Genomic DNA, 21,674 nt, shown 5'->3' on the forward strand with positions numbered 1-21,674 from the left:
GCAGCTATGGATTTGGGAGCAATGCGGTTGCATACGCATTCCATCCCGCCACGGTCGGTGCGGTTATTGACCCGCATATTCGCCGCACTTTATGCGGCGAATAAACCGCATAATCGCCGCATGCTGAGAGAAAAAACGCCCCGCCGCCGCAGCTACATCTGGCAGCGCCCCGACTGGCCGCAATGGCACTGGGATGCCGCTGCCCTGGCTGCACCGCTGGCCCAGGTACACCGCGCCCAAAGCAACTTGACGGGCCGCATGGCTGCGCTGGGGCTGGCACAGCGCGACCAGGCCACCCTGCAAGTGCTGACCCAAGAAGTCATCACCACCAGCGCCATCGAGGGCGAGCTGCTGAACCTGGACGCCGTGCGCTCATCCATCGCCCGCCGCCTGGGCGTGGACATTGGCGCGCTGGCGCGGGCCGACCGCCATGTGGATGGCGTGGTGGACATGGTGCTGGACGCCACCCAGCAATATGCGCAGCCCCTGACCGCAGAACGCCTGTTCGGCTGGCATGCGGCCCTGTTTCCCACCGGCTACAGCGGCCGCGTGCGCATTCAGGTCGGCACTTGGCGAAACGACGCGGCAGGCCCCATGCAGGTAGTGTCCGGGCCGGTGGGGCGGGAGAAAGTGCACTACGAAGCCCCCCCGGCCACCGCGCTCGCGACCGAAACCACCGCATTTCTACAGTGGTTCAACACTGCGCCGACAGGCGATGCCCTGGTCCGCGCCGGGCTGGCCCATTTGTGGCTGGTCACGCTGCACCCGTTTGACGATGGCAACGGCCGCATCAGCCGTGCCGTGGGCGACATGGCCCTGGCCCGCGCGGAAGGCACGGCTCAGCGCTTCTACAGCCTGAGCGCCCAAATACAGCGTGAGCGCAAAGCCTATTACGACCAGTTGGAAGCCACCCAAAGCGGCGCGCTGGACGTCACGCCTTGGCTGACCTGGTTCCTGGGTTGCCTGCTACGCGCAGTGCAGGGCGCAGACGTGTTGCTGGCCGGCGTACTGGGGAAAGCACAGTTCTGGCAACGCTGGGCCGGCACGCCGATGAGCCCACGGCAAACCCAAGTGCTGAACCGCGTGCTGGACGGCATGGACGGCAAACTCACCAACGCCAAGTGGGCCAGCATCGGCAAATGCTCGGCAGATACGGCACTGCGGGATATCAACGACTTGGTGGAACGGGGTGTGCTGCGCAGACTGGAGGGCGGCGGGCGGAGTACGGGCTATGCGCTACAAGTCCAATAGGCTTCTATCGCCTGTGAAGGCTGCGCTAACAGCTCTTAAATCCATAGTATTTTCACCTTGGGCAGACGGTACACAGCAGCGATGGTGTTGCCAGCCAGCCCAATCCCCCCACAGCACCCTCGGCCACGCGTTCTGCCCACAATACCGCGCTGACCCTCTCAACAACAAGGAGCAAAGATGGGAACCCTCGTCAACTACGCACGACCTGATGGCAAAACCGTGCAGGGCTATCTGGCCGAACCGTCCGCCAGCAATGCCCCGGCCATTGTGGTCATCCAGGAATGGTGGGGCCTGAACGACCAGATCAAGGGCGTGGCAGACCGCCTGGCCGCTGCCGGCTTCCAGGCCCTGGTGCCGGACCTGTACCGCGGCAAAGCCACGGTAGAGCAGGAAGAAGCCCACCACCTGATGACCGGCCTGGACTTCGGCGACGCCGCCAGCCAGGACATCCGCGGGGCCCTGCAGTTCATGAAGGCCCGCGCCCCAAAGCTGGGCCTGACCGGCTTCTGCATGGGCGGCGCCCTCACCCTGCTGGCCGCCCAGGCGCCTGAGCTGGACGCCGCCGTCGTCTGGTACGGCTGCCCGCCGCTGGAATACATCGACGCCAGCAAAATCAAGATCCCCCTGCAAGGCCACTGGGCCACGCAAGACGAGTTCTTCAAGATCGACACCGTGGCCGCGCTGGAAGACAAGCTCAAGGCCGCAGACGTGAGCTTCGAGTTCCACCGCTACCTGGCCCACCACGCCTTCGCCAACGAAGAAGCCGTAGGCCCCGGCCGCATCCCGGCCACGCAGTACGACCCGGTGTGGGCGCAGCAGGCCTGGGACCGGGCGCTGCGGTTCTTTGGCAAGCACCTGGGCTGAGCTGGCGCATACGCCATGGCTCTGCAATAGCGCTGAAATAGACCTGAAGAAGGACTCCATCGCCTTCTTCAGGGCCATTGCCGCAGAAAATGCCAGCATCTTCCACAAGGACCCGTTTTGTCAGACTCCATCGTCATCCAGCAACCCGCCCTGCCGGCCCAGCAACTCATGGTGCTACACCACGGCGAGGGCGGCAGTGCGCGGCATATGGAGCCCCTGGGGCGGCGCCTGGCCGCGCATTTCCCCCATGCCTTCATCGTCAGCGTGCAGGCGCCGTACCGCTACGACACGGCCGCCCCCCAGCCTGCCGACGCAGAGGTGGGCGGCCAGTGGTACCCCACGCAAGACATCGATGACGACCAGCGCGCCGCACGCGTGGCACAGGCCGTGCCCGCCTTTGTGCACAACCTGCGCTACTGGCAAACCCAGAGTGGCGTGGGCCACGGTGCCACGGCCATTTTTGGCTTTGCACAGGGCGCCACCATGGCGCTGGAAGCCGCGCAGGTCGAACCCGCGTTGGCGGCCCGCATCGTCGTGCTGTCCAGCCGCTATGCGCAGCTGCCCAGCAGCGCACCCGAGAAAACCACGCTGCATTTCATCCACGGCAAGGCGGACCCCGTCATCCACTACGGCCACTGCGTATCCGCCGCAGAGCGCCTGGTGGCGCTGGGCGGCGACCTTACGGCAGACGTCATCCCCTTCCTGGCACATGAAATTACTGACGAAGTCATGGACCTGGTGCTCGAGCGCCTGACAGGCCATATTCCCAAGTACCAATGGGAAGAAGTGCAAAAAGCGGCTGCACAGCAGCAGGGCAGCTAGCCTGCCGCCCACACCGTAGCCTGTATGCCAAACAGGCCACTGGCGTAGGTGGAATCTGCGCTAGCAGCTATCAAATCATGAGCAAATCAGCACACCACAGCTTTGAAACGCCCGAGCAGCTCCACGCCTGGCTGCAGGTAAACCACGCCAGCGAGACCGAGCTGTGGGTGCGCATCTTCAAAAAGGCCACCGGCCAGCCCTCCGTCACCTGGGACGATTGCGTGGTGGCCGCCATCGCGTGGGGCTGGATCGACGGGCTGCGCAAGGGCTTGGACGACACCTCATTCCTGCAGCGCCTGACGCCACGCCGCGCGCGCTCCAACTGGTCGCAGAAAAACGTGCAACACGCCGAACGGCTGATAGCGCAAGGGCACATGCAAGCCGCCGGCCTGGCGCACGTAGAGGCCGCGCGCAGCGACGGACGCTGGGCCACCGCCTACGCCGGCAGCGCCACCATGGTGATGCCCGAAGACTTTTTGACGGCACTGCAACAAGACCCCGCTGCCCACGCCTTTTACGCCACGCTCAAACGCCAGAGCCAGTTCACCATCTACCACCGGCTGCACAGCGCCAAGCGGCCGGAAACGCGGCAGAAGCGGATGGCGGAGTTGTTGGCGAAGTTGACGCGGGGCGAGAGCCCTTGAAATGTGTCGCCAGCGCGAGGTGGGTGCTAACGCTTCCGCAGCAACCGATCTTTGAGCTGCACCACGGGCGGGGGCCCGGCGGACGCGTGGCACTGAGCGTGTGGGGCTAGAGCGCGCATTGCGGCCGGGCAACGCTTTTCGAGATCGCGCAGGACGAAGTGCTCACCAACGGATGCCCGATGTGATCCCGGCTCGGGTAGGCCGGGGTCCTGAATCGCGCCTGCCGCAACGCCGGATTCACCCGCTGTGAGAGCCGCACCTTGCCTACGCTTCTAAGCTATGCCGATGCCGACGAAGCCTGACGCGCCGCATTCGTCGGCGACCCGGTAAGCCTCGCGCGACGCGGAGCCGGGTCATGCTGCGCTACGGCAATCCCATCGAAATGCGGCGAACAGGACCAAAGCCGCGACAGCTAGCAAGATTGCGACTTGGTGCAAAACATCTACAAAAACCGAGTCAGTAAACTTTCAAACGTTGTTTTATTCTATTTTTTATCTTTTGATAAATTTTCCGAATAATCCAATTTCGCAGCCAAATAAGATAATAAACTTAATATGTTTAAACAATCTAATTCTGAAATCATAGAAGGAACCACGGCCGACATCGGAGAATGATTAATTGGATTCCTAAACCCCTGCATCAGACCTCTTGTTAAATGTTGATGGCCATCTTGAATATTTCTTAGCGATTCGCTACTGCCGTCATTTATTTTAACAATTGGGGGCCTGTCATAAGAGCTAGTCTTGGGCTCATAATGAAACGAAAATACACCTGCCAAATCGACACCATCTTTATCTTGCCCAGACAAATCTCTAACTTTCTGAGCAAACAGTTTAGCGCCTTGATCAGCTGCATGTCCATATTGACCGGCATTATAATATTGCTGCACATCGTCTTTAATCGTTTTATGCAAATGCCTCCAATGAAGCAATGGATACTCCGGTACTATATCGTATAAAGCGCGTATTACAGGAGCAAAGGTTTCAGATACCTCTTCACTCTCTCCCATTTTTTTAACAATTATCTCAACGGATTTCCTGACATCCTCAGGCAAAGTGCCAAACCACTTGTTTTTATCGATACCCGTCACGGCCTTCATTTCATCTTCTTTTTGTCCTGCACGCTTTTTTCTCCAATCAGATCCGACTTCAGCAATTATTTTCGACAAATAATCTCTAAACTTCGCCATTTCTGGATGTTCCCAGTTCAAAGCTTGTCTATTTGTAGAAATCACATCCTCATCCAAAAGATCAATGAAGTCAGCTTTGATCCAGCCTGTTAAGTACTGATAAAAATGGCTGGATGTGCTTTCAGAAAAATATTCAGGCGCATTAATTAACTTTCCGCGAGAAAATAATGCAACGCCTCTTAATCCAGAACTAGGTGGAATTGGAGTCTTTGAAGTGATTAGATGCATCTTCACAAGACCAAAATATGGATGCTCTTTAAGTATTAGCTGATCTTCACTCCAGTTAAACTGCTGTTCTATGGCCGCATAACGTCTGGCGTCAGATACGGAAGCCAATTTACCATTAGGCCCCTTAAGATCAATTTTAAAACCAGAATCAACTATAAATATTCTGGAAAGACTATCCGCCAACGCCTCAATGTCAAATGAACTTCTTCTTTTTAATTCGGACAACTGAATAACAGTTCCGTCTTTATTAGAGACTCTTTCGTCCGCAATATCAACCCTAGGATTATATGTATCCGACGAAGCCAAAAGGTCGTCCCAATTCAAATGGAACCTATTGCGCAACCCCTTTTTAACTGTGTCAACAGTAATTTCTTTCGCTAAACCAAATAGGGCCAACTTACCTAGTCCTTTTTTTCCAGTAGGCAATCTCCTATAGGTAGGGGAAGGCTCGTCGCCTTCTTCTTTTCTGCGATTTCTTCCGATTACCAAGAATTTCTCCTGGATATCCTTCAAACTCATGCCCAAACCATTATCAAAAATCGTTATGGCAACCGGATTTCCATTTTGCTCCAAGAGTTCTATCAGAACCTCACCAGCGTCAGCATCGTAGGAATTTGAGATTAATTCAGCGAGTGCGGGTGGAAGAGTTGCATACATCTTCACACCTAGATGCTCAATCGTCTTGGGATCAAATTTGAGCAACAGATTCAAGTGAATTCTCCTTCAAGTGATTGAAATATTGTTCGGCGTGCTGTCGAATGAATTCGGGCGGCAATGCATTTCCAATCATTAATCCAATTGCATCTTTTCCAATTTTTATTAAAAATTTGTATTTTTCCGGAAAAGTTTGAAGAAGCGCTGCCTCCCTGAGGGTAATTGCTCGGTCTTGATCAGGATGGATGAACCGACCTTTAGACGGGTTATGACATCCGCCAGTAATTGTTGGAGCGACCTTATCCCAAGACATACGGCCATACACATCGAGATATCCACCTAAATTTCTCTTGTGACAATCAAGCCAAAAATCCATAGGTATTTCTGATCTAGAACCGCCATTTTTTGGAACCAGGGATATTATTTTCTTTACTTTATCGCTCCTGTTTTCCGCAAGATCATGTAGTTCATCCCCACTAAACCCTGGTATAGGTAAATGTGCAATGGCACTTCTTACCGTCCGTTTAGGTTCAATAGAAACGGGATCAGGAATCGAACCCATCCTTGAAACCTTTATCAACAATCTTTTTCTACGCTGCGGAACCCCATAATCAGATGCATCTTTCACTTGAGCGAATTGTGCATCCACTTTATAACCAAGCAATGCCAGTTTTTTCCGTAAAACATCCACCCTCCAATCTTTTGCAAGCGCAGGAACATTCTCTAGCATTATTGTTTTTGGTAAAGCCAACTCAACAAAACGCAAAAAATCGAATATCAGATTATTTCTATCATCCTTAATAGAAATCGTCTTATTTCTAGTTCGCTGAGAAGAAAAACCCTGGCAAGGAGGGCATCCTGCAAGCAAATCCAGATCTCCTGGTTTTAAATTTAAATCGCGCAAGACATCACTAACCGAAATTTTTCTTATATCTTCAATATACAATTTAACTCTTGGATGATTTTTTTTATATGTTTTAGCTGCATTTTGATTTATTTCAACTCCTGCAATAACTTTAAATCCAGCTTTCTTGAGTCCTAAAGTTAAGCCGCCAGCCCCGCAAAAAAGGTCAATAGCAGTATATTTTTTCTTTGTCATATTTAATAAATTCAACGTTTATTCCAACTCACTAATAGCCACTACAGACAAAGTGCAAAGATGTTTCCAATTGTTGCCTGCGCATGATGCCCGCCACTGAAATAAAAGCAAGCAACGCATCATCTTTATGTATGAAGCAACTACTCTCTTTGAACGAATATCTCATAACACTATTTCTGCTAAATTGCCTGCCATGATCGTCTTCACGCCAAGCCTCATCAGGCCACGGCCCTTCATGGTTTTTTAAGACGGGACTACACCATCCCACCGCATGCCCAGCACCCCCATCCCCCCGCCCTTCAGCCGCGCCAGCCAGCGCCCCACCCTCGCTGACCGCCTATTCGCCCGTGGCGACCGCTTCTTGCGCATCGCCCTCAGCCACTACGTAACCAACGGCCTGAGCGTGACCCTGGGGCTGGTAGTGATCATGTTGCTGGTCTTCGAATCGGCGGGGCTGGCCGGGGCGTCGAGTGCGGCGGTGGGGGTGATGATCACCAGCCTGCCGGACGTGCCGGCGCCGCGGCGGCGCAAGTTCATGCAGATGCTGCCGGCGCCGCTGCTGGGTACGCCGCTGTTCATGCTGGTGCAGCTGGTGCGCGAAGACGTGCTGCTGCTGGGCGTGGTGCTGGCGGCCGGCACCTTCTTGGCGGTGATGCTGATGGCCTGGGGCAAGCGCGGCGGGCCGCTGACGTTTTCGCTGTTGTTCTCGATGCTGTTTTCCATGGCCGCGCCGCCGGTGGGTTCGCTGGAGCAGATCCTGGAGCACGGCGGCTGGTTTGCGCTGGGGGCGGCGCTGTACCTGGTGTGGGGCGTGCTGACCACCCACTGGCTGAACACCCGCTTTCGCACCCAGCTGCTGGCCGAGTGCCTGCACAGCTTTGCGCAGATTCTGCGCACCCAGGCGCAGCGCTTTGCGCCCAACGCCGATCCGCAATCTCTGCTGGCCCGCATGCTGGAGCAGCAGGCCACGCTGGCCGACCATCTGCAGAACACCCGCGACGTGGTGCTCGAATCGCCCACCACGCCGGCGCGCACCCGGCTGGCGGCCATGCTGCTGGGCCTGCTGGAGGCGCGCGACCACCAGCTGGCCTGCGACCTGGACCTGGACACATTGCTCAAACACGAAGGCAGCACCGCCACCCTGCCGGCGCTGCAGCAGGTGCTGAACACCACCGCCCAGCAGTTGGAGGCGCTCAGCCTGTCCATGCTGCTGGGCCGCAGCATACAGGCGATTGCGCCGATTGCCGACCTGCGCACCGCGCTGGCCGGGGTGCTGCCGCCGCGGCCCGATCCGGCCATGCTGGTGCCCGGCCCGCTGACCACCGGCACGCCGGACGCGATGGCCCTGCTGCACAACATGGCCGACCGCATAGGCCATATCAACGACGAAGCCATGCACCTGGCGGCCCTGGCGCGCGGCGATGCGGCTCCCGAGCTGGCGGCGGTGCGCACCCAGTGGCAGCTGTTTGTGAGCCCCACGCGCTGGGCGATTGCGCCGCTGCTGGGCCAGCTGACCTGGCGCGCCCCCACCCTGCGCTATGCGCTGCGCGCCACGCTGGCGGTGGGCGTGGGCTACATCGTGTCGCTGCACCTGCCGTGGGCGGCGCACAAGTACTGGATCTTGACCACCATCGTGGTGGTGATGCGCGGCAACCTGGCGCAGACGCTGCAGCGGCGCGACGCGCGGGTGGCCGGCACGGTGCTGGGCTGCCTGCTGGTGATGGCGCTGCTGGCCACCCACCCGGGGGCGCGCACGCTGTTCCTGGTGATTGCGCTGGGCATGGGGCTGGCCCATGCGTTTGCGCTGCGCCGCTACCTGTACACCACCATCTTCGCCACCCTGGCCGGGCTGTTGCAGGCGCACATCCTGCTGGTGGGCGCGGCCCCCACTTTTGCGGTGGGCGAGCGGCTGGCCGACACCTTGCTGGGCGCGGCCCTGGCCTGGCTGTTCAGCTATGTGCTGCCGGCCTGGGAGCGCAGCCAGCTGCCGGGCCTGGTGCGGCGCAGCCAGCAGGCCCAGCTGCAGCACGCCAAGCTGGCGCTGGCGCTGGGCGAGCCCGCGCAGACATCCGACCTGCCCTGGCGGCTGGCCCGGCGCGAGGCCTACGACAGCCTGTCGGCCCTGACCCTGGCCACCCAGCGCAGCCTGGCCGAGCCCAGCGAGGTGCGGCCGGCGCTGGCGCCGCTGGAGGCGGTGCAGGCGCGCAGCTACCAGCTGCTGGCCCAGCTGACGGCGGTGAAGTCGCTGCTGCTGCTGCGCCGCGCCCAGCTGGACATGGCGGTGGCCACGCCGGCGCTGCAAGAGGCCGCGCGGCAGATCGCCCAGGAGCTGGCGGCCACGGCCGCGCCCAAGGACCCACCGGCACCCTCCGATGCGCCCACCATCGTCGGCCAGCCGTTTCTGCCCAAGCCCGACCCGCTGCTGGCCGACGACCTGACGCCCTGGCTGCTGCGCCGGCTGACCCTGGCCACGTCGATGGCGCGCGAGCTGCAGCAGGCATCGGCCCTGGCCCAGCTGCGCCAGCCGGCCGCGGGCACAGCAGCCTGATTGCTATGCAAAACGTAGCTACCTGCGCTGGTACTACCTGCGCCAGCGGCCGATTTGGCTCTAAGTTCACCACATGAACCCGCCCCCTAGCCCCCTGGGCCAGCTGCCGCGCGGCATCTGGGTGCTGGGCTTTGTCAGCCTGCTGATGGACATTTCGTCGGAGATGGTGCACAGCCTGCTGCCGCTGTTCATGGTGACGGTGCTGGGCAGCAGTGCCTTGACGGTAGGCATCATCGAAGGGCTGGCCGAGTCCACGGCACTGATCGTCAAGGTGTTCTCCGGCACGCTGAGTGACTATTTGGGCCGGCGCAAAGGCCTGGCGCTGCTGGGCTACGGCCTGGGTGCGCTGACCAAGCCGCTGTTTGCCATCGCGCCCGGCATGGGCCTGGTGCTCACCGCCCGGCTGCTGGACCGCGTGGGCAAGGGCGTCCGCGGCGCGCCGCGCGATGCGCTGGTGGCCGACATTGCGCCCGCGCATCTGCGCGGTGCGGCGTTTGGCCTGCGCCAGTCGCTGGACACGGTGGGCGCGTTCCTGGGGCCGCTGATGGCCGTGGGGCTGATGCTGCTGTGGGCGAATGACTTCCGCGCGGTGTTCTGGGTGGCGGTAGTGCCCGGCCTGCTGGCCGTGGCCCTGCTGTTCTTTGGCCTGCAGGAGCCCGCGCCCCAGCCCGGCGCCCAACGCAGCAACCCGATCCGCAGCGAGAACCTGCGCCAGCTGAGCCCGGCCTACTGGTGGGTGGTGGGCCTGGGCGCGGTGTTCACGCTGGCGCGCTTCAGCGAGGCATTCTTGGTGCTGCGCGCCCAGCAGGGCGGCATGCCGCTGGCCCTGGTACCGCTGGTGATGGTGGCGATGAACCTGGTGTATGCCGCGTCGGCCTACCCGTTCGGCCAGCTGTCGGACCGCATGGGGCACAAGCCGCTGCTGGCCATCGGCCTGCTGGTGCTGGTGGCTGCCGACCTGGTGCTGGCCTATAGCAGCCACTGGGGCGTGGTGCTGGCCGGGGTGGCGCTGTGGGGCGTGCACATGGGCATCACCCAGGGCCTGCTGGCGACCATGGTGGCCGACACCGCGCCGCCCGCGCTGCGCGGCACGGCGTTTGGCCTGTTCAACCTGGTCAGCGGCCTGGCGATGCTGCTGGCCAGCGTGCTGGCCGGCCTGCTGTGGGACGGCTGGGGCGCGGCGGCCACGTTTTACGCCGGGGCGGCTTTTTGCGTGCTGGCGCTGCTGGGCCTGGCCTGGCAGCCGGGCGCGCGCAGGGGCGGCGTTTAAAATTTCCCATGCCTAACGACACCCCGCACGACGAAGCCCCCGAGAAAATCCAGGAACCCCGGCTCTGGACCGGCGACGGCTGGACCGCCCAGGTCATCAAGAACGAAGACGACGACGGCTGGGCCGTGGCCATGCTGAAAGACGGCGAGCCCGAGCCGGCCCTGGTAGGGCCTTGGACCATGGGCCGCGACAAAAAGAACCCCAAGCCGCTGGACGGCAACGCCTTCAGCACCCTGGTGAAAACCGCCAACGAATTCGTGCGCCGGCACGAGCAGCAGTTGCACGCCAGCCTGCACCAGAGCATCAGCGTGGCCGCCGCCGCCGGCAGCATCACCGTGCGGCTGGACATCGTGCCCGACGAAGACAACCCCAGCGCCACCCTGAGCGCCGAGGACGCGGGCGGCGACACGCTGGCCGAGGTGCGCGTAGCCCCCAGCTTCAAGCTGAACCGCAGCACGGCGCTGGCCTGGATCGACGCCGGCTTCGCCAAACCGCGATAACGCTATTTAATTCATAGCTGCCTGCGCAGATATTACCTGCGCAAAATGCCAATTTCACCATAAGAAATAGCCCCGGTTTACCAGCCGGGCATGGTGGCTCTGTATGATCCGAAATTTTGTCTAAAGCATCCCCCCACACCATGTCCGCCGGAATGAACCCCGCCCAGCAAGAGGCTGTGAACTACCTGCACGGGCCCTGCCTGGTGCTGGCGGGCGCGGGTTCGGGCAAGACGCGGGTGATCACGCACAAGATCGGCCGTCTCATCCAGTCGGGCCTGGCGCCCAAGCGGATTGCCGCCATCACCTTTACCAACAAGGCGGCGATGGAAATGCGCGAGCGGGCCAAGGCGCTGATCGGCCGCGACGCCAAAGACGTGGTGATCTGCACCTTCCACGCACTCGGCGTGCGCATGGTGCGCGAAGACGGCCACCGCGTCGGCCTGAAGCCGCAGTTCAGCATTCTGGACGCCGACGACGTGACCAGCATCCTGAAAGACGCCGGCGGCAGCACCGACGTGGCCACGGCCCGCACCTGGCAGTGGACCATCAGCAAGTGGAAGAACATGGGCCTGAACGCCGAGCAGGCCGCGGCCCAGGCGGCGGACGACAACGAGGCCATCACCGCCCGCGTGATGGCGCTGTACGAAGAGCGGCTGACGGCCTACCAGAGCGTGGACTTTGACGACCTGATCAGCCTGCCGCTGCGCCTGCTGCGCGACCATGAAGAAGTACGCGCCAAATGGCAGAGCGTGCTCGGCCATGTGCTGGTCGACGAATACCAGGACACCAACGCCACCCAGTACGATGTGCTCAAGTACCTGGTGGGCGATGCTGCGCGCTTTACCGCCGTGGGCGACGACGACCAATCCATCTACGGCTGGCGCGGCGCCACGCTGGACAATCTGAAGAAGCTGCCGGTGGACTTTCCGCAGCTGAAGGTGATTACGCTGGAGCAGAACTACCGCTCCACCAGCGCCATCCTGCGCGCCGCCAACAATGTGATCGGCCCCAACCCCAAGCTGTATCCCAAGACCCTGTTCAGCGAACTGGGCGAAGGCGAGCCGGTGCGGGTGGTGGACGCCGACAACGAGGAGCACGAGGCCGAGCGCGCCGTGGCCCGCATCCAGAGCCTGCGCGCTGGCGCCGCCGTGACCCAGGGGCCGCAGTACCAGGAATTTCGCCACTTTGCCATCCTGTACCGCGCCAACCACCAGGCCAAGCCCTTCGAGAAGGCGCTGCGCAAGGCGGCGATTCCGTACAAGGTGTCGGGCGGCACCGGCTTCTTCGACCGGGCCGAAATCAAGGACTTGTGCGCCTGGTTCCGCCTGTGGATCAACCACGACGACGACCCGGCGTTCTTGCGCTGCATCACCACGCCGAAACGCGGCATCGGCCACCAGACCCTGGGCAAGCTGGGCGAGTTCGCCACCCAGTACAAGCTGAGCTTGTTCGAGTCGCTGTTCACCTCCTCGCTTAGCAGCCTGCTGCCGGCCAAGGCCATGGACGGCCTGCACGAGTTCGGCCGCTATGTGACCGACCTGGAATACCAGGCGCGCCGCACCGTGGGCGCCGAGGATTCGCTGGCCTTCATGCTGCAGTGGCTGAAGGACATCGACTACGAAAAGCATTTGTACGACGGCGAAGACAGCGAGAAAGTCGCCGCCGCACGCTGGACCAATGTGCTGGAGTTCTGCGACTGGATGGCGGCGCGTGCCGGCGGCCAGACCGACGAGGATTCGGGCACGACGACGGTACGCGAAACCAAGAGCCTGCTGGAAGTAGCGCAGACCATCGCCCTGCTGTCCACCATCAACCAGCGCGAGAAGGATGCGGACGTGGTCACCCTGTCCACCCTGCACGCGTCCAAGGGGCTGGAGTGGCCGCATGTGATCCTGGCCGGCGTCACCGAAGGCATGCTGCCCTTCAAGCTGGACGACGACGAAGGCCGGCAGCAGGTGGTCAGCGACGACATCACCCAGCGGCTGCAGGAAGAGCGCCGCCTGATGTACGTGGGCATCACCCGCGCCCAGCGCAGCCTGGCCGTCAGCTGGACCAAGAAGAAGAAAAAAGGCCGCGAGATGGTCTCCGCCCAGCCGAGCCGCTTCATCAAGGAGATGGGACTGGACCAGGCCACTGTGAAAGAAGACCCGCGTGAAAAGCTGCGTGCGCTGCGCGCCGAATTCGCCAAGAAGTCGCAAGACAACGCGGCCGCCGCCCTGGCCGCACAACAACCATGAAGACCTGGATCGCTACTCTTTTCATAGCTGCCTGCGCAATATGTACTGGCGCCAACGGCCAAAATCTTGTAAATCCACCTGCCAGCTGCCCGGCCATCAGCACGCTGGGCAATGCGCATTTGTACGGCCAGTGGCAGGCCCAGATCGACGGAGAACCGGGCCTGGCCAGCGTGCAGTTTCTGAAAGACCCCGACCAGGACGACAGCCTGGTCGGCAGCATCAACCGCGCCTTGCCCGCCGACCCTAAAGCGCCCAAGGCAGCCACCCCGAAACCGGCACTGCTGGCCGGCGACGTGCAGGACGGCGAATTCAATTTGGAAGAATCGGACGACGGGGTGCGCATCAGCGCCACCTGGTCTGGACAGCTGGTAGCCGCATCCTGCGGCAAGGAAATCAAGGGAATATGGACCAACGCACTCAACGACCAGACGCACCCCTTTGTGCTGCGCAGACAGGGCGGCTGGCAATGAAGCCAGCTGCCGGCAGCTTCACGCTGGGCCTGCTGCTGGCGGCCATGGGCGGCGGCGCGCAGGCGCAGTCGGCGCCCATCACCTCCAGCACCATCGTGGCGCCGGCCACGCCGGCGGCTACCGGGAGTGCGGCCGGTAACGTACCGTGGCTGTCTTGCGCGCGGCTGGTGAACGACCGCGAAGCCCGGCTCGCCTGCTTTGACGAGCTGGCCCAGCAGCAAAGCGCACCGCCGGCGCCGGCCGTGCCGGTGCTGGCCACCGCCAGCGCCGCCCTGCCCGAGATTCCGCCCCAGCCGGTGGCCGTAGCGCTGGCGATTGCCGCCGACCAGGGCTGCAAGGACACGCGCTATTCGGAGTTCTCGCGCTTCTGGGAGTTGGAGACCGGCAGCGACTGCGGCACCTTCAACATCCGCGGCTACCGCCCGATCAGCCTGTCGGTGGTGACCGCCGACAACGTCAACGAGCAGCCCAGCTCGCCCAGCGCCGGCCACACCGCGACCTCCGCCACCGTCTACAAGCGGGTGGAGAACCGCATCCAGGTGTCGGTGCGGACCAAGATCGCCCAGGGCATGCTGACCGACCGCGCCAGCGGCCTCAGCGATTCGCTGTGGTTTGGCTACACCCAGCAGTCGTACTGGCAGCTGTTCACGCCCTCGCTGTCGCGGCCGTTCCGCAGCACCGACCACGAACCCGAGCTGGTTTACGTCTACCCCAGCACCGTGGCCCTGCCCGGCGGCTGGAAGCTGCGCTACAGCGGCGCCGGCCTGGTGCACCAGTCGAACGGCCAAAGCCTGCCGCTTTCGCGCAGCTGGAACCGGATTTACGGCATGGCCGGGCTGGAGCAAGGCGACCGCTGGCAGCTGCAGGCGCGCGTCTGGAAGCGCCTGCCCGAGAGCAACGGCAACGACGACAACCCCGACATCAGCGACTACATCGGCCGCGCCGAACTGCTGGCCGCCTGGAACGTCAACAAGGACCACACCCTGGTCGCCACGCTGCGCCATTCACTGCGCAGCAACAACCGCGGTTCGGTGCGGCTGGAATGGCTGCAGTCGCTGGACGGCGACGGCCGCAAGAGCGGCCTGCGCCTGCACACCCAGCTGTTCAGCGGCTACGGCGACAGCCTGATCGACTACAACCACCGCCGCACGGTGCTGAGCGTCGGTTTGAGCTTAGTGGATTTCTAGAAACACCCCTGCCCCAGTCCAGAAACACCGCGGAACTGGCTTCGCCAGGCCGCTGGTGTTGCCCCCTGCAAGGGGGTTGGCGCCGCCACATGCAATGGGCAAGCCTGGGGGTGTGCCCAGCTAGGCTGCCTGGGGGCGGCCAGTTGGTTTGTAGGTGTAAGGCTTGGTGTTGAACTTGCCGTGCGGCAGGCTGGCCAGGCGTTTGAACATCCGGCAGCAATAGCCCTCTATGCCCAGGCATTTGTTCAGCTCATCGACCGGCAGCGGGCCGGAGACGACAACGATGTCGTTCGCGTAGTCCTGCGCTCCGGCCGCCCGCAGACGGCGCCGCGCGCCCATGGCCCAGGACTGGATGCGCACCGGGTTGCCGTGCTGGTGCAGTTCGCCGGTGCTCACGTCAAAAGCAATCGCCACAATGTCGGTCTTCAAACGGAACCGACGCTCGCCCGTGACCGCGCTCGGAGGCGTGTCCATGTCGTACAGGTAGTAGCTGCCGCCTTTGAGTTGGTATTGCAGTTCCATGGGGATTGCGGGCGATTGCGGGGAGGTAGCCCACATTGTGGATGATATTTTTCACGTCCAAGGCATTAATTAGCAGCCAAATGCGGCCCAACTGATGGCCAACAGCCGGCTTTTACCCGGCACTTACACATGGCCCCGCACAGGCATGCAAAAGGCCTGCCAGGGCCCGCCACCGATAATCGGGGCATGACTACACCGAACAAGACCCCTGCTGCCACCGATTTCAGCAGCCTGCCGCTGGCCCCCGCCATGCTGGCCAACCTCACGCAGCTGGGTTATTTACAAATGACGGCCATCCAGGCGGCCAGCCTGCCGCTGGCCTTGCTGGGCCAGGATCTGATCGCCCAGGCCATGACCGGCAGCGGCAAGACCGCCGCCTTCGCCCTGGCCCTGCTGGCGAATCTGAACCCACGCCGCTTCGCCATCCAGGCCATGGTGCTGTGCCCCACGCGCGAACTGGCCGACCAGGTGAGCACCGAAATCCGCCGCCTGGCGCGCGCCGAAGAGAACATCAAGGTCGTCACCCTGTGTGGCGGCGTGGCCCTGCGCGGCCAGAACGCCAGCCTGGAGCACGGCGCCCACATCGTGGTGGGCACGCCCGGCCGCATCATGGACCACCTGGAGCGCGGCAATCTGGACCTGTCGGCCCTGAACACCCTGGTGCTGGACGAGGCCGACCGCATGCTGGACATGGGCTTCTTCGAGGACATGGTGACCGTCATCAAGCAGTGCCCGAAAGAGCGCCAGACCCTGCTGTTCTCGGCCACCTACCCGGAAGGCATCGAAAAGCTGAGCCAGCAGTTCATGCGCACGCCCAAGACCATCACCGTGCAGGCCCAGCACGCCACCACGAAAATTTCGCAGCGCTGGTACCAGGTGGAAAAATCCGAGCGCCTGGCCACCGTGGGCAAGCTGCTAAACCACTTCCGCCCCGAAAGCACGCTGGCCTTCTGCAACACCAAGCTGCAGTGCCGCGCGTTGGTCGAAGTGCTGCAGGCCGAAGGCTTCAGCGCGCTGGCGCTGTACGGCGAGCTGGAGCAGCGCGAACGCGACCAGGTGCTGGTGCAGTTTGCGAATCGCAGCTGCAGCGTGCTAGTGGCCACCGACGTGGCCGCACGCGGGCTGGACATTGCCGACCTGGCGGCTGTGATCAACGTCGACGTGACGCCCGACTCCGAAGTCCACATCCACCGCATCGGCCGCACCGGCCGGGCTGGTGCCGAGGGCCTGGCGCTGAACCTGGCGTCCATGAACGAAATGGGCTTCGTCGGCAAGATCGAAGTGCTGCAGGGCCGTGAGTCCGAGTGGCACAAGCTGGACGAGCTGACGCCCACCAGCAAAGAGCCGCTGCGCCCGCCGATGATGACGCTGCAGATCACCGGCGGCCGCAAGGAAAAGATCCGCGCCGGCGACGTGCTGGGCGCGCTGACCGGCGACGCCGGCTACACCCGCGAACAGATCGGCAAGATCAATGTGAACGAATACTCCACCTACGTGGCGGTAGACCGCCGCATCGCCCATGAGGCCGAGCGCAAGTTGAACGCCGGCAAGATCAAGGGCAAGAGTGTGCGGGTGCGGTTGCTGACGGAATAAGCCTATGGGGAGGTGGGCCCGCCAGCGGTCCATCGGTTTTTTGGAAACTCACATTCCGCAAAGTGTGACAAATCGCACGTCGATTTAGTTTACAGAAATCCCCGTAAACATCTTCAAAAAACATTCAAGCCATTGAATAAAAACAATATTTTTACATTGGTCCAATAAATGCTTATGTAACAATAAGTTTGTTATAAGTTACATCATCGTTTTAACCATGTTCAAAAAAGCATTCGCAACTCTTGCCCTGTTAGCCACCGCCACCCTCTCCCAAGCCACTCCCGTTTACGTGGGTAGCTACCAGGTAGATGACGGCCCCAGCTGGACTACCAATCCCACCGTGTACTCCGCCACCGAAGCCGCCGCCCTGCTGTTTGGCGGCGTGGCCAGCGACTACGACATCTCCACCATCTCGTCGAATATTGCGAACATCAACCACCTGGGCTGGTACACGATTTGGGGCATTGGCGGCGGTACCGCTTTCAACGAAGACTTCAAGCTGGACCTGGGCTTGCCGGGCTACAACGCCCCCGGCGGCGCCAACACCGCCATCTCGGCCTATACCGACGACAACGCAATAGGCGCCCAGTACACCAACTACGTGTTCCGCGTCAGCAGCCTGGCCTCCGACAGCAACAACGTGCCCGAGCCCAGCTCGCTGGCCTTGTTCGGTGTGGCCCTGGCCGGTCTGGCGGCTGCACGCAAGAAAAAAGCCGACTAATCCGGTCTCGCAGACCTCAAAAAAATACCCCGCATCGGCGGGGTATTTTTTTGTCTGCTGCTTTTGCCAACGATCAGGCCGCGGGGCGCAGCATCTCCACGTGGGGGATTTCGTCTTCCTGGTAAACCTCGGACACCGGCGCAAAGCCGAAGCCCTGGTAGAACTTCAGCAGGTAGTGCTGGGCGCTGATGCGGTTCGGCTGGCCGGGCCAGGTCTGGGCGCAGCGCTGCAAGGCTTCGGTCAGCAACAGCTGTCCCAGGCCCTGGCCACGGAAGGCTGGCGCGGTCAGCACCCGGCCCAGCGAGGGCTCGGGGTATTTGCTGCCGGGGTCGGTGACGCGCAGGTAGGCCGCCAGCTGATCGCCCGACCAGGCCAGCAGATGCCAGCATTGCAGGTCGTAGTCGTCCACGTCGTGGTAGACGCAGTTCTGCTCGACCACGAAGACCGCCGAACGCAGCTGCAACGCGGCATGCAACTCCCGGGCGCTCAAACCATCCAGCCGCGCCCACTGGACGCGCAGCTCAGGACTGGGCATTTTGCAGAGCGGCGATACGTTGTTCGATCGGTGGGTGGGTCGAGAACAACTGGCCGATGCCGCCGGCGATGCCGAAGGCGGCCACGCTCTTAGGCAGCTCGCCGGTGTGCAGGCCGCCCAGGCGGGCCAGGGCGTTGATCATCGGCTGCTTGCGGCCCATCAGCTGGGCGGCGCCGGCGTCGGCACGGTATTCACGGTGGCGCGAGAACCAGGCGACCACCATGGCGGCGGCAAAGCCCAGCACGATGTCCAGCACGATGGTGCTGACGTAGTAGCCGATGCCGGGGCCGGAGCTGCGGTCGTCGCCCTTGCGCAGAAAGCTGTCCACCGCGTAGCCGATGACACGGCTCAGGAACACCACGAAGGTATTCATCACGCCCTGGATCAGGGTCATGGTGACCATGTCGCCGTTCGCTACGTGGGCGATCTCGTGGCCCAGCACGGCCTCGATTTCTTCGTGGGTCATGCTTTGCAGCAGGCCGGTGGAGACGGCGACCAGGGCCGAGTTCTTGAACGCGCCGGTGGCGAAGGCATTCGGATCACCTTCAAAAATACCGACTTCGGGCATGCCGATCTGGGCCTTGTCGGCCAGGCGGCGCACGGTGTCGACGATCCAAGCCTCGTCGGCATTCTGCGGCTGCTCGATGACGCGCACGCCGGAGGTCCACTTGGCCATGGGCTTGCTGATCAGCAATGAAATGATGGCGCCGCCAAAGCCCATGATGAGGGCGAAGCCGAGCAGCGAGCCCAGGTTCAGGCCGTTCGGCGTGAGGTAGCGGTTCACCCCCAGCAGGCTGGCGACGATGCCTAGCACCGCGACCACCAGGACGTTGGTCAGGATGAATAAAAGAATGCGTTTCATAGATGCTCCGTGGGAATAACTGGAGGATAGATGCGGATCGCGCGCCACAGTTCAAGCGATCTGCCGCGGCGGCCGAAAAACTTCGGCGTCCGCGTAGAACGCCGGCTCGGCATTCTCGGCCCACCAGCCCGGCACACCCAGCACCGGCAAGGGTGCAAAAGGCTTGCCGGCCAGGCCGGCTGCGCTGAGCTGGGCGGCCACTTCCGCATCCAGATTTGCTACTGAATAGATAGCTGCTGGCGCACAGTATACGTGCGCTACGATCGGTTTTCTTGGATAAACCAGCTTCTCCAGCAGCGCATGGCCGAACAGCAGCAGCTGGGCCTCGCTCCACAGCGGCCGCAGCGTGACGAACAGCCGCCGCCAGTCGCGCGCGCGCAGCGCGTCCCACAGCGGCGGCGGGGCCAGCAGGAAGGCCGCGTTTTCGTCGAATACCGTCAGGGCGTCGCGCACCGGGCCGCGCAGGGGCTGCACGCCGGCAGCGGCGATCTCGGCAGCCTGCAGCTGGTTCAGGCGGGTCTTGGTCTGCGGAAACTGCAGCCAGCACAGGCCGTTAAAGAAGTCGTGCAGGTTGTCGCGGGTCGGCACGCAGCGGGTCTGGTGGATGTAGCGCTCGTAGGGTTCACCAGGCGGCAGATCGGCTTGCGGCACAAAGCGCACCGGGGCGCTGCCGGCGGCGTGCAAGGTGGCGGCGACCGACTGGCCTTGCTGCAGGCGCAGGGTGGCGGGCTCGCCCAGCGCGCGCAGCGGCTGCAGCCAGGGCTGCGACCAATCCACGCCCCACGCCTCTACTGTACCTTGCATACGGAACCTTACGCCCTATAAAAACTACAATGCAGGCTTGCGGCCAACAAGCCCCCTTGCCCACCTTGAGGAATCTGACTCCATGGCCCAGAAATTTGATATCGAGATGCCCAAGTCGCTGACCGAAATCGTCGCCCAGCGCGTGCGGCAGGCGATTATTGACGGGGAATTCGCGCTCGGCCAGATGATCTCCGAGGAAACCCTGGCCGAGTCCTTCGGCGTCAGCCGCACGCCGGTGCGCGATGCGCTGACCTTGCTGCAAACCACCGGCCTGGTCGACATCCGCTCCAAGCGCGGCAGCTTCGTGTTCCAGCCGGATGAAAAGGATGTGCAGGCCATCTGCGACTTCCGCGCCATGCTGGAACTGCACGGCGCCATGCTGTCGCGGGCACTGCAGCGCGAGGCCACGGTGGCCGGACTGCAGGCCATCTTCGAGCAGATGCAGGCCGCCATCGCCGCCGACGACGATGTAGCCTATGGCCGCTGCGACTCGGCCTTCCACGAAGCCCTGTTCGCCCACTGCGGCAACGCCTATGTGGTGAATTCGTACGCGCTGGTGTCCGGCAAGATCGCCGCATTGCGCACCCATATGTCGCGGCAGTTTTCCAATGCCCGCAGCGTGTCCATGGAAGAACACGCACAGATCATCCAGTGCGTGGACACGGGCGACTTTACGCGGCTGGAGCAACTGCTGAACCTGCATGTAGGCCGTACGGTAGAGGCCTTCCGCCTGGCCAGCAGCGCCGCGCAGGATGCCAGCCCGGCCCCGTTGAAGTTGCGTGCCTGAACAACATCGCCCAGGAGACCCGTATGCACCCCGCCCACCGACTCCAACAACTGCTACAAACCGGCAAGATCGTGATGGCGCCCGGCGCGCCCGACGCCATCACCGCACGGCTGGTGCAAAAGGCCGGCTTTCCGACCGTCTACATGACCGGCTTTGGCGCCACTGCCAGCCGCCTCGGCACGCCGGACATCGGCCTGCTGAGCCAGACCGAGATGACCACCCATGCGCGCGACATGGCGCGCGTGGTGGACATCCCTATCATTGCCGACGCCGACACCGGCTACGGCGGCCCGTCCAACATCCAGCGCACGGTGCGTGAGTACATCCAGGCCGGGGTCGCGGCCATCCACCTGGAAGACCAGGTGGCCCCCAAGCGCTGCGGCCAGATGGCCGGCATCCGCCTGATGGACGCGCAGGAAAACCTGCTGCGCCTCAAGTGCGCGATGGAAGCCCGGGGCAGCGACCCGCTGCTGGTGATAGGCCGCACCGACGCCCTGCCCGCCATGGGTATGGAAGAAGCCATACGCCGCGCCCACCTGTACCAGGCGGCCGGGGTGGACCTGGTGTTCGTCGACGGCATCAAGAAGATCGCCGAGGTGGAGTCCGTGGCCAAGGCGGTGCCGGGGCCGAAGATCGTCTCCATCGTCGACGGCAACGAAACCACGGCGCTGACCGCCCAGGACCTGCAGGACATGGGCTTCTCGGTGGTGTTCTATGCAGTGACGGCGCTGTTTACCGCCGTCAAGGCGGTATCGGATGCGCTGGCGGAGTTGCAGCGCGCCGGCACGCCGCGTGGCAGCGCGAGCAACATGGTCAGCTACGCGGAATTCAGCGCCCTGGTCGACCTGGATTTCCACAAAGACCTAGACGACCGCTTTGGAGCCTGA

The 21,674-nt window shown here is 62.3% G+C and carries 20 protein-coding genes; 14 read left to right on the top strand and 6 right to left on the bottom strand.

What is annotated here, in order from left to right; all coding sequences use genetic code 11:
* Window positions 1-120 precede the first annotated feature (120 nt).
* From J2X19_RS21885 to J2X19_RS21900, 4 genes are all read left to right on the top strand, one after another.
* The gene (locus J2X19_RS21885) at window positions 121-1,251 is read left to right on the top strand and encodes a Fic family protein (protein WP_310376503.1); all 1,131 of its coding nucleotides are present in this window, start codon (window positions 121-123) and stop codon (window positions 1,249-1,251) included.
* Window positions 1,252-1,428: 177 nt separating this feature from the next.
* Window positions 1,429-2,115: a dienelactone hydrolase family protein gene (locus tag J2X19_RS21890; RefSeq protein ID WP_310376505.1), complete on the top strand. Its 687-nt coding sequence runs from the start codon at window positions 1,429-1,431 to the stop codon at window positions 2,113-2,115.
* A gap of 117 nt (window positions 2,116-2,232) precedes the next feature.
* Entirely contained in the window at window positions 2,233-2,937 is a 705-nt protein-coding gene (ypfH, locus tag J2X19_RS21895; RefSeq protein ID WP_310376507.1) for an esterase, read from the top strand.
* A gap of 77 nt (window positions 2,938-3,014) precedes the next feature.
* A complete protein-coding gene (locus tag J2X19_RS21900; RefSeq protein ID WP_310376509.1) occupies window positions 3,015-3,581 on the top strand; it encodes a YdeI/OmpD-associated family protein in 567 nt (188 codons plus the stop codon).
* 484 nt (window positions 3,582-4,065) lie between these two features.
* On the opposite strand, the gene J2X19_RS21905 is transcribed toward J2X19_RS21900, so the two are convergent.
* Window positions 4,066-5,709, bottom strand: coding sequence for a TIGR02391 family protein (locus J2X19_RS21905; protein WP_310376512.1), 1,644 nt, complete (start codon window positions 5,707-5,709; stop codon window positions 4,066-4,068).
* Window positions 5,687-6,751: a DNA cytosine methyltransferase gene (locus J2X19_RS21910; protein ID WP_310376514.1), complete on the bottom strand. Its 1,065-nt coding sequence runs from the start codon at window positions 6,749-6,751 to the stop codon at window positions 5,687-5,689. Before J2X19_RS21910 ends, J2X19_RS21905 begins: the two co-directional genes overlap by 23 nt.
* A 271-nt stretch (window positions 6,752-7,022) precedes the next feature.
* On the opposite strand from J2X19_RS21910, the gene J2X19_RS21915 reads away from it, so the two are divergent.
* From J2X19_RS21915 to J2X19_RS21940, 6 genes are all read left to right on the top strand, one after another.
* The gene (locus J2X19_RS21915) at window positions 7,023-9,299 is read left to right on the top strand and encodes an FUSC family protein (protein ID WP_310376516.1); all 2,277 of its coding nucleotides are present in this window, start codon (window positions 7,023-7,025) and stop codon (window positions 9,297-9,299) included.
* A 73-nt stretch (window positions 9,300-9,372) separates the two neighbouring features.
* Window positions 9,373-10,569: an MFS transporter gene (locus J2X19_RS21920; protein WP_310376518.1), complete on the top strand. Its 1,197-nt coding sequence runs from the start codon at window positions 9,373-9,375 to the stop codon at window positions 10,567-10,569.
* An 8-nt stretch (window positions 10,570-10,577) separates the two neighbouring features.
* Window positions 10,578-11,069, top strand: a complete 492-nt coding sequence (locus J2X19_RS21925; RefSeq protein WP_310376521.1) for a hypothetical protein — start codon at window positions 10,578-10,580, stop codon at window positions 11,067-11,069.
* A 140-nt stretch (window positions 11,070-11,209) separates the two neighbouring features.
* Window positions 11,210-13,306, top strand: coding sequence for an ATP-dependent helicase (locus tag J2X19_RS21930; RefSeq protein WP_310376523.1), 2,097 nt, complete (start codon window positions 11,210-11,212; stop codon window positions 13,304-13,306).
* Window positions 13,303-13,776, top strand: a complete 474-nt coding sequence (locus J2X19_RS21935; protein ID WP_310376525.1) for a hypothetical protein — start codon at window positions 13,303-13,305, stop codon at window positions 13,774-13,776. The genes J2X19_RS21930 and J2X19_RS21935 overlap by 4 nt, the downstream gene beginning before the upstream one ends.
* Window positions 13,773-14,963: a phospholipase A gene (locus J2X19_RS21940; RefSeq protein ID WP_310376526.1), complete on the top strand. Its 1,191-nt coding sequence runs from the start codon at window positions 13,773-13,775 to the stop codon at window positions 14,961-14,963. The genes J2X19_RS21935 and J2X19_RS21940 overlap by 4 nt, the downstream gene beginning before the upstream one ends.
* Window positions 14,964-15,083: 120 nt before the next feature.
* Here the strand turns inward: J2X19_RS21940 and J2X19_RS21945 are convergent, their stop codons facing one another.
* Entirely contained in the window at window positions 15,084-15,485 is a 402-nt protein-coding gene (locus tag J2X19_RS21945) for a hypothetical protein (RefSeq protein WP_116606792.1), read from the bottom strand.
* Between the two features lie 186 nt (window positions 15,486-15,671).
* Between J2X19_RS21945 and dbpA the strand changes: the two genes are divergently transcribed.
* Entirely contained in the window at window positions 15,672-17,078 is a 1,407-nt protein-coding gene (gene dbpA, locus J2X19_RS21950; RefSeq protein ID WP_310376529.1) for an ATP-dependent RNA helicase DbpA, read from the top strand.
* Between the two features lie 217 nt (window positions 17,079-17,295).
* On the top strand, window positions 17,296-17,799 hold the full coding sequence (locus J2X19_RS21955) for a PEP-CTERM sorting domain-containing protein (protein WP_310376531.1): 504 nt from the start codon (window positions 17,296-17,298) through the stop codon (window positions 17,797-17,799).
* 73 nt (window positions 17,800-17,872) lie between these two features.
* Here the strand turns inward: J2X19_RS21955 and J2X19_RS21960 are convergent, their stop codons facing one another.
* The 3 genes from J2X19_RS21960 to J2X19_RS21970 are packed head-to-tail and all read right to left on the bottom strand — an operon-like array spanning window position 17,873 to window position 20,000.
* Complete coding sequence (locus tag J2X19_RS21960) at window positions 17,873-18,334, bottom strand: GNAT family N-acetyltransferase (RefSeq protein ID WP_310376533.1); 462 nt, start codon at window positions 18,332-18,334, stop codon at window positions 17,873-17,875.
* Window positions 18,321-19,196, bottom strand: a complete 876-nt coding sequence (htpX, locus tag J2X19_RS21965) for a protease HtpX (RefSeq protein ID WP_116606788.1) — start codon at window positions 19,194-19,196, stop codon at window positions 18,321-18,323. The genes J2X19_RS21960 and htpX overlap by 14 nt, the downstream gene beginning before the upstream one ends.
* Window positions 19,197-19,247: 51 nt before the next feature.
* The gene (locus J2X19_RS21970; protein WP_310376536.1) at window positions 19,248-20,000 is read right to left on the bottom strand and encodes a DUF3025 domain-containing protein; all 753 of its coding nucleotides are present in this window, start codon (window positions 19,998-20,000) and stop codon (window positions 19,248-19,250) included.
* A gap of 82 nt (window positions 20,001-20,082) precedes the next feature.
* Here J2X19_RS21970 and J2X19_RS21975 point away from each other — a divergent pair, with 82 nt between their 5' ends.
* Together J2X19_RS21975 and J2X19_RS21980 are read left to right on the top strand one after the other, a co-directional pair.
* Complete coding sequence (locus J2X19_RS21975) at window positions 20,083-20,787, top strand: GntR family transcriptional regulator (RefSeq protein WP_310376538.1); 705 nt, start codon at window positions 20,083-20,085, stop codon at window positions 20,785-20,787.
* A 23-nt stretch (window positions 20,788-20,810) separates the two neighbouring features.
* Window positions 20,811-21,674 carry an isocitrate lyase/PEP mutase family protein gene (locus J2X19_RS21980; protein WP_310376540.1) on the top strand — a complete coding sequence of 288 codons (864 nt, stop codon included), beginning with the start codon at window positions 20,811-20,813 and terminating at the stop codon, window positions 21,672-21,674.

It is taken from the genome of Rhodoferax ferrireducens, from assembly GCF_031458075.1.
GTDB classification, from domain to species: domain Bacteria; phylum Pseudomonadota; class Gammaproteobacteria; order Burkholderiales; family Burkholderiaceae_C; genus Rhodoferax_B; species Rhodoferax_B ferrireducens_A.